The organism is Sphingosinicella terrae, assembly GCF_003347635.1.
GTDB classification, from domain to species: Bacteria; Pseudomonadota; Alphaproteobacteria; order Sphingomonadales; family Sphingomonadaceae; genus Allosphingosinicella; species Allosphingosinicella terrae.
This window is the reverse complement of sequence record NZ_QDFY01000001.1, coordinates 944,963-957,881: the sequence shown is the minus strand read 5'-3', so window position 1 is coordinate 957,881 and position 12,919 is coordinate 944,963. Positions and strand designations below refer to the sequence as shown.

The following is a 12,919-nucleotide window of genomic DNA, read 5'->3' as shown; positions in this document are numbered from 1 at the left end:
ACCGCTTCGCTGAACCGGCATGCTCGGCCACATCCTCAATCGCCGACATGGGCTCGCCGCGACCTTATCCTTGCTGGTGGGCCTGGCGGTGCTCGCCGCCGGCGGCGGGAAAGGGCTCGACCAGCAATTGCGGGCGTATCGCGACGGGCTGCGCTCGCATCCGGCGAGCGGCGAGATCCATATCGTCGAGATCGACCGTCGCAGCCTCGAGGCTGTCGGCGTCTGGCCGTGGCCACGGCGCCACCACGCCGCCATCACCGACCAGCTCGTCGAGGCGGGAGCGCGCAGCATCGGCTTCGACGTCGATTTTTCGGCGCGATCGAGCCCGGCCGACGATGCCGCCTTCGGTGCCGCCCTGCGCCGGGCCGGAGGCAGCGTCATCCTGGCGACCCTGACCCAGCGAGCCGCCTCCGGAAGCTCGGACCTCGTCGACAATGTCCCCATCACTGCATTCTCGCAAAACGCTTTTCTGGCTACGGTGAACGTTCTTCCCGATCGCGACGGGACGATCAGGCGGATGCCGCTCGGGCTCGAGGCTGCGGGGATGCCGCGGCCGTCGCTGGCGAGCATGGTCGCCGAACGCCAGGCCGAGGCAGGCCACGCCTTCGCCATCGACTATGCGATCGATCCGTCCACCATCCCCCGGCACAGCGCGATCGATCTCATCCGCGGACGGATTCCGATCTCGACCCTGCAGGGGAAGCGTTTCCTGATCGGCGGCACCGCGCTGGAGATGGGCGATCGCTATCCGACCGACCGTCATGGCGTACTGCCCGGCGTGGTCATCCAGGCCCTGGCGGCCGAGACCCTGCTCGGCGAAGCGATACCGGCGCGGGCGAGCGGGCTGTGGCCGCTGCTGCTTGCGCTGCCGCTCATCCTCCTCGTGCTGCGACCCCGGCGGCGCAAGGGCGCGAGCTTTGCCTTCGCCGGTGGCTGCCTGGTCGTCCTCACCTTGCCGCTGGCTGGTGAGCAATGGTTCGCTCTGTCCGCGCCGCTGGCGCCGGCGCTTGCCGCGCTCGCCGTGGGCGCGGCCTTCGCCTTTGCCCTCGGGCTCGCCGACCGGTTCCGGGCCCGCGCGCTCACAGATCCGGAAAGCGGCCTTCCCAACCGCGCCGCCCTCGTCGCCGTCGCCGTCGCCGGCGGGGTCGAGGCGCCGCTCGTCGTCGTGGCGCATATCGAGCGCTTCGCGGCGCTCGCCGCCGGTCTGGGACCGACGGCGACCAACAACCTCATCCACCGCGTCGCCGACCGTCTCGCCTTCGGCCGCTCGATCGCCATCCATCGCATCGACGACAACGGCCTCGCCTGGATCGAGCCGGCGGGCGACGACGAGGCGCTCGGGCAGCGGCTCGAGGGCCTGATCGCGCTGATGCGATCGCCGATCGACTGCGGCCGCCTGGTCGACGTCACCTTGAACTTCGGCGTCGCCGGGCCGGCCGAAGGGGGAGGCAAGCAGCAGGTCGCCAATGCCGCGCTCGCGGCGGCGCGGGCCGCTCGCCAGGGCAAGGGCTGGGAGCGCTTCGTTGCGGATGCAAGCGACGAGACCAACTGGCACCTGTCGCTGCTGGGCGAGCTCGATGCGGCGATGGCGGCGGGACAGGTCTGGAACGCCTATCAGCCCAAGCTCGACATCGCCACCAACCGGATCGTCGGCGTCGAGGCGCTGGTGCGCTGGGCGCACAGCGAACGCGGGGCGATCGGGCCGGGCGAATTCATTCCGCTCGTCGAGGAGCATGGCCGGGCCCGCGACCTCACCCTGCACGTCTTCGATCGGGCACTCGCCGATGCCGTCCGGTGGCGCGCGCAGGGCCACGACCTCACCGTCGCCGTCAACGTGTCGGCGACGCTGCTGCAGGATCTCGAATTTGTCGAGCTGCTGCGTGACCGGTTGCGGGCCGCGCCCCTGCCGCCGGAGCGCATCACGATCGAGGTCACCGAATCGGCGGCGATGAAGGAGCCGGTACGGGCGATCGCCGCCCTCGAGAGCTGGCGCGCCCTCGGCCTCAACATCTCGGTCGACGATTACGGCACCGGTCAGTCCTCGCTCGGCTACCTCCAGAAGCTGCCGGCGACCGAGCTCAAGATCGACATGAGCTTCGTGCGGACGCTGGCCGCCGATCCGCGCAACGCGATCATGGTCCGCTCGACGGTCGCGCTGGCGCACGAGCTGGGCATGAAGGTGGTCGCCGAAGGCGTCGAGGACGGCGAATGCCTGGGCCTGCTCGCCGAGATGGGCTGCGACACCGCGCAGGGCTGGCATATCGGTCGCCCGGTCGCGGCCGTCGACCTCGAGCGGCTGCTGGCGGATCGGCGCCGGCAGGCCGCCTGACCCGGCACGGCCCCGGCCGTTGCGCGTGCGTTTTCTTTGGAACGTCTCGGCGCAACGCGGCTTGAGAGCGTTCAGTGGCCGAGAGAATGAAGATCCGCACCTATCCGGCGCACCTCACCGCCTACGAGCGCGGCGTCCTGCTTCGCTTTCCGGACGTGCCGGAGGCGGTCGCCTGCGGCTGCAGCGAACAGGAGGTGCTCGACAGCGCCCGGCCGGTGCTCGAGGCGGTGCTCGACGGCTATGTGTCGCAAGGACGCGCGCTGCCAGAGCCTTCGCAGATCGAGGGCGCGCCGGTGGTGGCGACCGACCGCTTCGATCCGGAGAAATGGCGTCCGATCTTCTGAGGCGACGATGCCTCTTCAAGGGCCGCGCTGGCCGGTGTCAGCGCCGGCGTCGGTCGGCGTCGTCAGGCGCGTGAGCGGACGCCGCCACCCCTCCGCCCGGCTCCGCCTCCTTCTCCTCTCCTGGCAGGGGAGTATGGGGCGGCACGGCACCCGCGAGCGCCCTCAGCCTCTTGCCCACCGCCTCGATCGGATGGGCACGGGCGCGGCGGCGGGAGGCCTCGAGCCGCGGATATCCGGAATCGGCATCCTTGATCAGCGCCTGGACCAGCCGGCCTTCGCGTACGTCCGCGAGGATCCGCCGCATCTCGGTCCGAGTCTGAGGCGTGACGATGCGGCTGCCGCCGGTGAGCGCGCCGAACTCCGCGGTGTTGGAGATCGCCTCGCGCATGCCGGCAATACCGCGCTCATAGATGAGATCGGCTATCAACTTCACTTCGGTAAGGCATTCGAAATAGGCTACTTCCTCTGAGAAACCGGCCTCGACAAGTGTCTCGAAGCCGGCTTCGATCAGCTCGGGGATCGCGCCCCATATCACCGCCGCCTCGTTGAACAGGTCGGCCTCGCATTCCTCGGCGAAGCTGGTCGGAAGGATTCCCGCCCGGCCGCTGCCGATCGCGGCGGCGTAGGACAAAGCGAGCGCTTGGGCGGTTCCGGTCGCGTCCTGATCGACGGCGAACAGGGCGACGAGGCCGGCGCCTTGCTCATATTCGCGGCGAAGCGCGGTGCCCGGGCCCTTCGGCGCCACCAGCACGACGTCGACGTCGGGGCGCGGCACGATCAGCCCAAATCGGATGTTGAGACCATGCGCGAAGACCAGGGCGCCGCCGCGGCGCAGATGGGGCGCGACCGCTTCGGCGTAGATCGCCGCCTGTGCCTCGTCGGGGGCGAGCATCACCGCCACGTCGGCGCCGGCGGCGGCCTCGGCCGGCGTCATGACGTCAAAGCCATCGCCGGCGGCGCGCGAGAGGCTCGGCGAATCGGGGGCGAGGGCAACGGTCACGGCGACATCGCTGTCGCGCAGGTTGAGCGCCTGGGCGCGTCCCTGATTGCCGTAGCCGATCACCGCGACGCGGCGGCCGCGGATCAGGGCGAGGTCCGCATCGGCATCGGAATAGACGCGCATGGCGGCGGGTTACGGGAATCGCGGGGCGGCGGCAATCGTCCCGACCCGCGAGGCCAGCGAGTCGAGTGCCCGGTCGAGCCCAAGCGCGTCCAGGGGATCGGTGAAGCGCGGCCAGTCGGACGGAGGCTGGTGGCGGAACCAGGTATATTGCCTCTTGGCGTAGCGGCGGGTGGCGGTCCGGCCGGCCTCCACAGTCGCCTGCCGATCGGTCTCGCCGCGAAGAAAAGCCGCGATTTCCGGCACGCCGATCGCGCGCAGGACCGGGGAGTTTTCCGAAATATCTCGCATCAGGAGCGAGCAAACCTCTTCAAGCCCCTGTTCTGACATCATTCCTTCGAAGCGCTCGTCGCAGCGGGCATGGAGCCAGTCGCGTGGCGGGAGCAGGATCAGGGGCGCCAGCGCGACCCGATCGCCGATTCCGCCGGTGTGGGCCTGCTGCCAGTCGGCGAGTGGCCGCCCGGTCGATCGGACTACCTCGAGCGCCCGGGCCGTACGAGCCGAATCGGCAGGACGAATGCGCGCCGCCGCCGCCGGGTCCTCGCACGCCAAGGCGGCATGAGCCTCGGCCACCGGCAGCGCGCGGACCTGCGCCCGCACGGCCGGATCGATGTCGGGCACGGGGGCGATGCCGTCGAGCAGCGTGCGCAGATAGAGGCCCGTGCCGCCGGCCAGGATCGGAAGCCGTCCCTCGCCGTGGACCTCGGCGATCGCCGTGCGCGCATCGGCGGCCCAGGCGGCGGCAGAACAGGGCGCGGCGCCGTCCCGATAGCCGTAGAGCCGGTGCGGCGCCCGCGACTCGTCCTCGGCCGTCGGTCGGGCGGTGACGATCCTGAGGTCGCGATAGACCTGGGCGCTGTCGGCATTGACGACGACGCCGTTCCGCGTCTCCGCCAGGCGCAGCGCGAGCGCCGACTTGCCGCTCGCGGTCGGGCCTGCAATGAGCGCCAGCGGCGGCTTGCTGGAGGAAGTCTTGTTCATTGCCACCCTGATAGCAGCCGATCGGCTGACGCACGGCGATATTTCCGCGGCCGAGGACGCGCTGCGCGGCGCCGGCGTCGAGCCGATCGGCCGCGACTGGATCGAGCCGGGCAGCGCCTGCGACATAGGTTTCGCGGACGAGGCGGAGGCGGCGCGGACGGCGCTGGAGGGCGCGGTCGCCGGTGCCGACGTGGTCGTCCAGCCTCGCCAGGGCAGGGCCCGGCGGCTGCTCGCCGCCGACATGGATTCGACGATGATCACCGTCGAGTGCATCGACGAGCTGGCCGACTATGCCGGGGTCAAGGCCGAGGTGGCGGCGGTGACCGAGCAGGCGATGCGCGGCGAGCTCGATTTCGAGGGCGCGCTCGACGCCCGGGTGGCGCTGCTGGAGGGGCTCGACGAGGCCGCGATCGACCGATGCCGGGAGGAACGGGTCGCGCTGATGCCCGGCGCACGCGTCCTGGTGCAGACGATGCGTGCCCACGGCGCCTATTGCCTTCTCGTTTCCGGCGGCTTCACCCGTTTCGCCGAGCCGGTCGCCGAGGCGATCGGGTTCGATCGCGTCGCCGCCAACGTGCTGGTCATCGAGGACGGACGGCTGACCGGCCGGGTACGCAAGCCGATCGTCGGCGCCCAGGGCAAGCGCGAGGCACTGCTCGACAGCGCCCGCGCGCTCGGCCTCGGTCCGGCCGAAACGCTCGCCGTCGGCGACGGCGCCAACGACATCCCGATGCTGTGCGCGGCAGGGCTGGGCATCGCATATCGAGCCAAGCCGGCGGTCGCCGCGGCGGCGAGCGCCCGGATCGAGGCCAACGACCTGACGGCCCTGCTTTATCTGCAAGGCTATAAGCGGAGCACGTGGGTGAACTGAGCGGACCTCGCCTCCGCTCGGCGCTCAATCCGTCGGGCGGCTCATGTCGGCGGCGATGGCGGCGAGGGCGAAAGCGACCGAATGCTCGTTGCACAGGAAGTCGACCGCGATCCCGTCGGGGACCAGCGACCGGACCTGGGCGGAGATCCGGCCGGCCTCGGGATGGCGTAGCTCGACGGTCGAGCCGATCGGCGGGCGAAGCGGCGTCTCGAGCCGGGCGCCGACGGCGGACACCTCGGTCAGCGCCGCCGGGGCCGGGCGGTCCGCGACGAGCACGCAAAGGCGCCTGCGGCGCCAGCGCGTCGCCATGACATTGCGGCCTTCGAAGCTGCGTAGCGCGCCCATCCGAACCCCCGATCGAGGCTGCCGGAATAAGCGACCCGCGACCAAGGCGGGGTTAAGGCACGCGGCTAATGAAAGGTTGCCAGAGTGGCCGGCGCTCCAGACTATTGGATTGCCGCGATTTTCGACGTCAGACGATAAGGTCGACTGCAAATCGCTCGAGGATTAGGGCGCGACCGGGAAGCAGGCCTGGCCGCGAAGCGCCGAGCAGGCGCGGCCGGCGGCGGCGCGATCGGCGAGCGGTCCGGCCTGCAGCCGGACCAGATTGCCGGCGCGCACGTAGAAAGGCTGGAGACCGCCGAGGCGGCCGGAAAACTGGCTCCAGGCGCGGCGGGCATTGGCGTCGCTGCTGAATGCGCCGAGCTGGATCCGCCAGCGGCCGGACGGGGCCGCACGCGGCGGCTCCGGGACCGTCGGTCGCGCCTCGGCCTGTCGCACCGGGGTCGTGGCAGGGGCGCGGGCCGCCGACGGCTCCTGGCGCTGGGCAGGCGGCGGGGACGGCGCGGCGGCGGTGCGCGTGTCCGCCGGGCGGTTGGCGACCGACGGAGCCGGAGTGGGCAGGGGCTCGGCGGCGGCGACCCGGCTGCGCTCGCTCCGCGCCGGTCCGGTCCCGACCATGCGCGCCGCAAGCTCGGTGCCGCGCGCCCGATCATCCTCGCTCAAATGCTCCTGCATCTGCTCGAGCTGGCTGCTCGCATAGGGCAGGCCCTGCCCCGCCGCCAGAGTGAGGAAGGCATGAGCTCGCGGCCAGTCGCGCTCAATGACGTCGCCGTTGAACAAGGCGGTGCCGTAGACATATTGCGCGCGCGCATCGCCGGCGAGCGCGGCGCGCTCGACATAGGGCATGGCCTCGCGCCGACGGCCGTTCTGGAAGAGGATGAGGCCGTACATCGCCTGCGCCTCGACGTGGCCGGCGCGGGCGGCGCGCTCATACCATTGCTCGGCGAGGTTCATGTTGCGCGGCACGCCGCGGCCGAGCCGATAGGCGTGGCCGAGATTGAACTGGGCATCGGCATCGCCGCGGTCGGCGAGGGGACGCCAGTTGCGGACCGCCTCGTCATAGCGCTCGGCCTGCCAGGCGCGCACGCCCGCCTCGACATCCTGCGCCGCCGCGGGGGCACCGACGGCCAGCGCGGTTGCCGCCGCGCCCAGCGCCAGCATGCGCCGCATCCTCATCATCTCGACTTTTCTCCCACCGGTAAGCTCCGTCCGCCTGCATAGGCGTGATGGCTTAATGCGGTGTTAGCATAGAAATCAGAAGGTTCGACAGGTTTGGCGGCCCCGGCCGTGCCGACGATCCCCTGCCGCAGCGTTAACCGGATTTTAGCCCGAAACGGCGAAACCCGGAGTTCGAGCGAGAGAGCCGAGGGAAAATTCATGCGCGTTCTGGCACTATCCTCTCAGAAGGGCGGATCGGGAAAAACGACCCTGTCCGGCCATCTTGCCGTGCAGGCGCAGCGGGCGGGCTATGGCCCGGTCTGTCTCATCGACATCGATCCGCAGGGGTCGCTCGCCGACTGGTGGAACGAGCGGGCGGACGAGATGCCGGCCTTCGCCCAGACCACGGTGGCGCGGCTCGGCGCCGACCTCGAGGTGCTGCGCCAGCAGGGCTTCCGGCTGGCGGTGATCGACACGCCGCCCGCCATCACCATGGCGATCCAGAGCGTCATCCAGGTCGCCGAGCTGGTCGTCATCCCGACCCGTCCGAGCCCGCACGACCTGCGCGCCGTCGGCGCCACGGTCGACCTGTGCGACCGTGCCGGCAAGCCGCTCATCTTCGTCGTCAATGCGGCGACGCCCAAGGCCAAGATCACTTACGAGGCCGCGGTCGCGCTTTCGCAGCACGGCACCGTCGCTCCGGTCACCCTCCACCACCGCACCGATTTCGCCGCCTCGATGATCGACGGCCGCACCGTGATGGAGGTCGATCCCAACGGCCGCTCGGCCAAGGAGGTCGAGGAGCTCTGGGCCTATATCTCCGACCGGCTCGAGAAGAATTTCCGCCGCACGATCTTCTCCGCCCCCGGCGGACAGGTCCCGCACCATTCGATGGCCCCGCGCCCGGTCGCCGGCTTCGGCCGCCGGGTGATCGGCCAGTAAGGGAGCGCGGCCGATGAACGAAGCAAGACCTTATGCCTCGCTTTCCTCGGGGCTGCTGGCGCGCAAGGGTGCGGCCAAGCCGGCGATGCGCCCGCAAAGCTATGGCGGGTTCGAGGATCTCGGCTGGAACGACATGGGCTATGGCCAAGGCGACGCGCCGGCGGCCGAGGCGCCCGAGCATGTGCCGAGCTCGATCGCGGCGTTGACGCCGCCGCCCTTGGGCGGCCGCCCGGATTATGCCGAATTCGGCGAGGAGGCCGAGGAGATCGAGGCGTTCGCGCCCGAGGCCGAAGTCGAGACCCAGACCCAGGCCGAGATCGCAGACGCGGCCGAGCCGGCGCCGACCGTGGCTGCCGCCCCGATCGAGCAGGCGGCGCCCTCCGTCGTCGTCCAGCAGCGCGCGATCCTCGAGCGCTTCGACGGCGCCGAGGAGGAGGCCGAGACGCCCGAACCGGCCGTGCCCGCCAAGGCCAAGAAGGCCGCGGTGGTCAACCTGCCCAAGCGCAAGGCCGCGCCGCGCGGTCGCAAGGCCGCCTTCACCCTGCGCCTCGACGCCGACCGCCATCTTCGGCTGCGGCTCGCCTGCGCGGTGACCGGCCGCTCGGCCCAGCAGATCGTGACGGACGCGCTCGACCAGGCGCTGGCCGCCATCCCGGAAATCGATGCGCTTGCGGCCCGTGCCGCCGGCGCGAAGCGGAATTGACGGAGTCAAAGGCATGAACAGGACGGCCTTCAAGATCGCCGCCTCGAGCATCATCGTCAGCATGACGATGGTCGCCTGCACCGCCCAATCGGTGGCGATGCGGCGCCTGGGCTCGACGGCCCAGACCGAATCGCGGACCCGCACCGAGGCCGCGCAGCTCCACGAGCAGGCGCGCCAGGCGATGTCGCAGGGGCAGGTCGGCGAGGCGGTCGAGGCGATGGAGAATGCCGTCATCCTGTCGCCGCGCGACGCGGGCTACCGCCTGCTGCTCGCCGATCTCTACATGAAGAGCGGCCGCTTCGAGGCCGCCCGGGCCACCTTCGCCGACGTCGCCGAGCTCGACCCGGCCAACAGCCGCGCCACCCTCAGCCTCGCGTTGATGGAGATCGCGCTCGGCCGGCCGCAGGCCGCGCTCGGCCAGCTCGACCTGCTCGAAGGCCGCGCCTCGGTCACCGACCTCGCTTTGGCTTATGCGCTCGCCGGAATGCCGCAGCGTGCGATCGAGATGCTGGAGCCGGCGGCGCGCTCGTTCGACGCCACCCCGCGCCTTCGCCAGAATCTCGCTCTGTCCTATGCCCTCGCCGGCGACTGGGCCCGCGCCCGTGCCGTGGCGGCGCAGGATCTCTCCCCGGCCGATGTCGGGCCGCGCCTGCAGCAATGGGCGGCGCTGGCCAGCCCGGGCACCGACCGGAACCAGGTGGCGAGCCTGCTCGGGGTCACCCCCGTCGCCGATCCGGGTCAGCCGATCCGGCTCGCCCTCAATCCGGTCGTGCCGGCCGAAGCCTATGCCGAGGCCGAGTTCCCGGCCGAGGCCGCCGCGGCGAGTACCGATTCGAGCTGGGGTCTCGCCGAGGCCGAGCCGGCCGCGCCGCTGCCGGTGGCGGAGGAAGCCGCTTCTTATTATCTGCCCGCTTCGGCGCCGGCGGTGCCCGCCAGCGAGGATGAGGCCCGCTACGCCGCGGCCGCGCAGACGCTGACCCGGCCGGAGCCGGCCGTGGTCCGTACCGCCTCGGCGCCGCTGCCGGCGCCGGTCTTCCGCCGGCAGGCGCCGTTGCCGGCCGGGCCCGAGGTCGCCCGCGGCGACAGCCCGTTCGTCGTCCAGATCGGCGCCTTCAGCAACGAGGGAAATGCCGAGCGGGCATGGCAGCAGGCGCAGCAGCGCTTCGCCCTCGACAGCCATGTGCCGCTGACGACGACCATCTCGATCGCCGGACGGACTCTGCACCGTGTGTCGGTGTCGGGCTTCGCCAGCCGCGCCGACGCCGCCCGCCTGTGCGGAGCGATCCGCGCCCAGGGCGGCGCCTGCTTCGTGCGCACCAATGCCGGCGACGCCTCGGTCCGCTGGGCCGCCCGCTACGCCGAGCCCCGCAACCGCGAGGCCTGAGCGCGTCTTTCTTCTTTCCGGAGGGCGGCTGGCGGCCAAGCGCCGGCCGCCAATCCTTCCCACATGCCGCGATTTTCGAGGCGTCAGACGACTTCGTCTGGCTCCACATCGCTCTAGAAGGCGCTCTTACGCCCCCCGCCTTTCCCGCGTCAGCAGGTCGAGGCAGGCCATCCGCACCGCGACGCCGAGCTCGACCTGCTGCAGGATGAGCGATCGCTCGGGATCGTCGGCGACGTCGCCGTCGATCTCGACGCCGCGGTTCATCGGGCCGGGGTGCATGACCACGGCGTGAGGCGCCGCGCGATCGAGGCGCGCGCGACTGAGGCCGAAGCGGGCATGATAGTCGCCGAGCGATTCCGACAGCGCGTCGGGCATGCGCTCGCGCTGGATGCGCAGCATCATCACCACGTTGACGCCATCCACGCCGTCGTCGAGATCGGTGAAGGCGGCGATCCCCGGCGGCACCACGTCGGGCAGCAGCGAGGGCGGGGCGACGATCCGGAGCTCGGCGCCGAGCAGGGGCAGCGAGCGCAGGTTCGAATTGGCGACCCGACTGTGGCGGATGTCGCCGCAGATCGCGACCTTGAGCCCCTCGATCCGGCCGAAGCGGCGGCGGATGGCGAGGGCGTCGAGCAGCGCCTGGGTCGGATGCTCGCCGCGGCCGTCGCCGGCATTGATTACCGGGCAATCCATCACCGCGGCGACATCGGCGGCGGCGCCGACCGCCTCGTGGCGGATGACGAGGATGTCGGGGCGCATCGCATTGAGGGTCAGCGCGGTGTCGGCCAGGCTTTCGCCCTTGCGCACGCTCGACGCGGCGGGATGGAAGTTGGAGACCTGCGCGCCCAGGCGCTTGCCGGCGATCTCGAAGGAGAAGAGCGTCCGGGTCGAGGTCTCGAAGAAGGCGTTGATCTGGGTGAGGCCCGCCAGCCGCTGGTCGGCCTTGCGCGCGCCGCGGTTGAACGCCGCCCATGGCTCGGCCGCATCGAGGATGAGATTGAGATCGTCGGCGGACAGGCCGTCTATCCCGAGCAGGTGACGGTGCGGAAAGGGCGCTTGATCGGAGGCCATCAAAGCGGCGCTCTAGTCGGGGCGGGCACCCCGCTCAAGTCCCGGCCGAAGAAGCGCCTGCGCTACGGAGGATCAGGCCGCGCAGGCGATCGGAGCGCCGAGGCAGGCGGCGGCGATCGCCTCGATATGGCGCTGGTCGGTGCCGCAGCAGCCGCCGAGGACGTTGAGCTTCGGAAGCTGCGCGCGCAGGCGCCGATACGCCTCGGCCAGGCCGACCGGGTCGCCGTCGTCCAGTTCCGTCATGACGTCGAGCTCGGCATGGCTGCAGCGCGAGGCGTTGGCGCGGATGCCGCCGATCCGTGCGGTCCAGCCGCCGCCTTTGGCGAGAGCGGCCGCGAAATGGTCGGGATGCGCGCAATTGATCATGTAATAGGCCGGATAGCCCGACGTGGCGTGATCGACGGCGCGGATCGCCTCGCCGAGGCCGTCACCGGTCGGGAGGCGGCCGTCCGTCTCGACGGTGAAGGAGAGGACGAACCGCAGGCCCACTTTTTCGGCGGCGCGCGCGATTCCGATCGCCTCGCTCACATTGGTGATCGTCATGGCGGTGAGCAGGTCCGGCCCGGCCGCCGCCAGTGCCGCCGCCTGGCGCAGATGATAGGCCTCCGCCTCGGACGCGCTCATGATCCGGCCAGGATCGTAGCCGTCGCCGCGCGGGCCGATGCAGCCGCTCACCACGACCGGCGTCGCCGGCGTCGCATAGTCGTCGCGAAGCGCATTCAGCATCTCGACCGATCGCGCGTTCAGCCGGTCGAGCTCGGCCGGAGCGAGGCCGAGTTGCGGCGCCCAGTCGAGGCTGGCGCGCCAGCTCGCGCTCTCGAGGACGAAGCCGGTACCCGCGCGGCGGGCGAAATCGAGATAGGAGCGGAAATAGGCGCCGAGCACCGCCCGGCCCTCGTCCGAGGCGAGCAGGGTGATGGCGGCGAATCCCGGCAGGTCGACGCCGTGCCGGTAGATGAGATCGGTCTCGAGCCCGCCGTCGGTCAGGAACAGGCGGTGGAGCTGGGGGAGGGGGTGGGTCATGGCGGGTTCCTGGGCTTCGACTTGATCCGATCATCGCGAGTAAAGTCGCGCCGATCCAGCCCACTCGCGGTCGGTTCGATCGTTCGAGGTCCAAGTGTCGAGGCGAATAGGGAAAAATGGGTGATCCGGCACCGCGGTGAAGGCGGGCAGCGCAGCGACTGACGGCGGAAGTCTACCGACGGTCGGCCAACTCACATTTCTGCCTGGGCACTGCATTCCCCCCGAAACTCTGCTTCTCTGGCGGCCGAGCCGGCATCAATCCTGTCGAGGCACAATGCGTGCAAGCTCTGCAAGAGGCATCCAGTGGCTGGGCCACGGGACGAAATCGCAGCTCGAGTTCATGAATACGCCGCCGTCAAGCGGATCATTTTCATCCCTCACCAGGACGGCGACGGCAAAATGGCCGCCCGCCACGACCAGCACCTCGCCGATCGGCAGGCACGCTTCGGTCGAGATCCACAATAAGGAAGGATCGATCGCCGCCCGACCAGACTGAGCTTCCGCCCCTTCCGGAAGGCTGCGCTGACTGTCGACAGGTTCGAAGGGCGCCATTGCTCGTATCTCCGCGAACACAGAAAGCGGCCAGGCAAATACTCGGATCATGGTTCGTACGGATGACCGGCGACCGGCCGGCGAAGCCACGCCCGAGGG

13 protein-coding genes are annotated in these 12,919 nt (G+C 70.7%); 6 read left to right on the top strand and 7 right to left on the bottom strand.

Features of this window, described 5'->3' with window-relative positions:
• Positions 1-19 precede the first annotated feature (19 nt).
• A complete protein-coding gene (locus DDE10_RS04515) occupies positions 20-2,329 on the top strand; it encodes an EAL domain-containing protein (protein WP_114951469.1) in 2,310 nt (769 codons plus the stop codon).
• Between the two features lie 74 nt (positions 2,330-2,403).
• Positions 2,404-2,673, top strand: a complete 270-nt coding sequence (locus DDE10_RS04510; RefSeq protein ID WP_162806283.1) for a type II toxin-antitoxin system HicB family antitoxin — start codon at positions 2,404-2,406, stop codon at positions 2,671-2,673.
• A gap of 37 nt (positions 2,674-2,710) precedes the next feature.
• Here the strand turns inward: DDE10_RS04510 and ilvC are convergent, their stop codons facing one another.
• Entirely contained in the window at positions 2,711-3,796 is a 1,086-nt protein-coding gene (gene ilvC, locus DDE10_RS04505; protein WP_114951467.1) for a ketol-acid reductoisomerase, read from the bottom strand.
• Between the two features lie 9 nt (positions 3,797-3,805).
• On the bottom strand, positions 3,806-4,774 hold the full coding sequence (gene miaA / locus DDE10_RS04500) for a tRNA (adenosine(37)-N6)-dimethylallyltransferase MiaA (protein WP_114951466.1): 969 nt from the start codon (positions 4,772-4,774) through the stop codon (positions 3,806-3,808).
• Between miaA and serB the strand changes: the two genes are divergently transcribed.
• Positions 4,767-5,645 carry a phosphoserine phosphatase SerB gene (gene serB, locus DDE10_RS04495; RefSeq protein WP_114951465.1) on the top strand — a complete coding sequence of 293 codons (879 nt, stop codon included), beginning with the start codon at positions 4,767-4,769 and terminating at the stop codon, positions 5,643-5,645. The genes miaA and serB overlap by 8 nt on opposite strands.
• 24 nt (positions 5,646-5,669) lie before the next feature.
• Here the strand turns inward: serB and DDE10_RS04490 are convergent, their stop codons facing one another.
• Positions 5,670-5,990, bottom strand: a complete 321-nt coding sequence (locus tag DDE10_RS04490; protein ID WP_284734434.1) for a hypothetical protein — start codon at positions 5,988-5,990, stop codon at positions 5,670-5,672.
• A gap of 162 nt (positions 5,991-6,152) precedes the next feature.
• On the bottom strand, positions 6,153-7,148 hold the full coding sequence (locus tag DDE10_RS04485) for an SPOR domain-containing protein (RefSeq protein ID WP_162806281.1): 996 nt from the start codon (positions 7,146-7,148) through the stop codon (positions 6,153-6,155).
• A 216-nt stretch (positions 7,149-7,364) separates the two neighbouring features.
• Here DDE10_RS04485 and DDE10_RS04480 point away from each other — a divergent pair, with 216 nt between their 5' ends.
• Genes DDE10_RS04480 through DDE10_RS04470 form a run of 3 tightly spaced genes read left to right on the top strand, consistent with a single transcriptional unit; the run spans position 7,365 to position 10,174 of the window.
• The gene (locus DDE10_RS04480) at positions 7,365-8,087 is read left to right on the top strand and encodes a ParA family protein (RefSeq protein WP_114951463.1); all 723 of its coding nucleotides are present in this window, start codon (positions 7,365-7,367) and stop codon (positions 8,085-8,087) included.
• A 13-nt stretch (positions 8,088-8,100) separates the two neighbouring features.
• On the top strand, positions 8,101-8,790 hold the full coding sequence (locus DDE10_RS04475; RefSeq protein WP_114951462.1) for a hypothetical protein: 690 nt from the start codon (positions 8,101-8,103) through the stop codon (positions 8,788-8,790).
• A 13-nt stretch (positions 8,791-8,803) separates the two neighbouring features.
• A complete protein-coding gene (locus DDE10_RS04470; protein WP_162806279.1) occupies positions 8,804-10,174 on the top strand; it encodes an SPOR domain-containing protein in 1,371 nt (456 codons plus the stop codon).
• A 126-nt stretch (positions 10,175-10,300) separates the two neighbouring features.
• Here DDE10_RS04470 and DDE10_RS04465 read toward each other — a convergent pair whose 3' ends face one another.
• The 3 genes from DDE10_RS04465 to DDE10_RS04455 form a co-directional block, all read right to left on the bottom strand.
• Positions 10,301-11,245 (bottom strand): aspartate carbamoyltransferase catalytic subunit, encoded by a 945-nt coding sequence (locus tag DDE10_RS04465; RefSeq protein ID WP_114951460.1) that lies wholly within the window; start codon positions 11,243-11,245, stop codon positions 10,301-10,303.
• A 72-nt stretch (positions 11,246-11,317) separates the two neighbouring features.
• Positions 11,318-12,268 (bottom strand): homocysteine S-methyltransferase family protein, encoded by a 951-nt coding sequence (locus DDE10_RS04460; RefSeq protein ID WP_114951459.1) that lies wholly within the window; start codon positions 12,266-12,268, stop codon positions 11,318-11,320.
• A gap of 255 nt (positions 12,269-12,523) precedes the next feature.
• Positions 12,524-12,820: a hypothetical protein gene (locus DDE10_RS04455; protein WP_114951458.1), complete on the bottom strand. Its 297-nt coding sequence runs from the start codon at positions 12,818-12,820 to the stop codon at positions 12,524-12,526.
• Between the last annotated feature and the right edge of the window lie 99 nt (positions 12,821-12,919).

Excerpts from the sequence above, each read along its gene's own strand:
- DDE10_RS04480 (WP_114951463.1), top strand. The coding sequence starts at position 7,365 with ATGCGCGTTCTGGCACTATCCTCTCAGAAGGGCGGATCGGGAAAAACG.
- DDE10_RS04515 (WP_114951469.1), top strand. The coding sequence starts at position 20 with ATGCTCGGCCACATCCTCAATCGCCGACATGGGCTCGCCGCGACCTTA.
- miaA (WP_114951466.1), bottom strand. The coding sequence starts at position 4,774 with ATGAACAAGACTTCCTCCAGCAAGCCGCCGCTGGCGCTCATTGCAGGC.
- DDE10_RS04470 (WP_162806279.1), top strand. The coding sequence starts at position 8,804 with ATGAACAGGACGGCCTTCAAGATCGCCGCCTCGAGCATCATCGTCAGC.
- DDE10_RS04455 (WP_114951458.1), bottom strand. The coding sequence starts at position 12,820 with ATGGCGCCCTTCGAACCTGTCGACAGTCAGCGCAGCCTTCCGGAAGGG.
- DDE10_RS04475 (WP_114951462.1), top strand. The coding sequence starts at position 8,101 with ATGAACGAAGCAAGACCTTATGCCTCGCTTTCCTCGGGGCTGCTGGCG.
- DDE10_RS04490 (WP_284734434.1), bottom strand. The coding sequence starts at position 5,990 with ATGGGCGCGCTACGCAGCTTCGAAGGCCGCAATGTCATGGCGACGCGC.
- ilvC (WP_114951467.1), bottom strand. The coding sequence starts at position 3,796 with ATGCGCGTCTATTCCGATGCCGATGCGGACCTCGCCCTGATCCGCGGC.
- DDE10_RS04485 (WP_162806281.1), bottom strand. The coding sequence starts at position 7,148 with ATGCTGGCGCTGGGCGCGGCGGCAACCGCGCTGGCCGTCGGTGCCCCC.
- DDE10_RS04465 (WP_114951460.1), bottom strand. The coding sequence starts at position 11,245 with ATGGCCTCCGATCAAGCGCCCTTTCCGCACCGTCACCTGCTCGGGATA.
- DDE10_RS04460 (WP_114951459.1), bottom strand. The coding sequence starts at position 12,268 with ATGACCCACCCCCTCCCCCAGCTCCACCGCCTGTTCCTGACCGACGGC.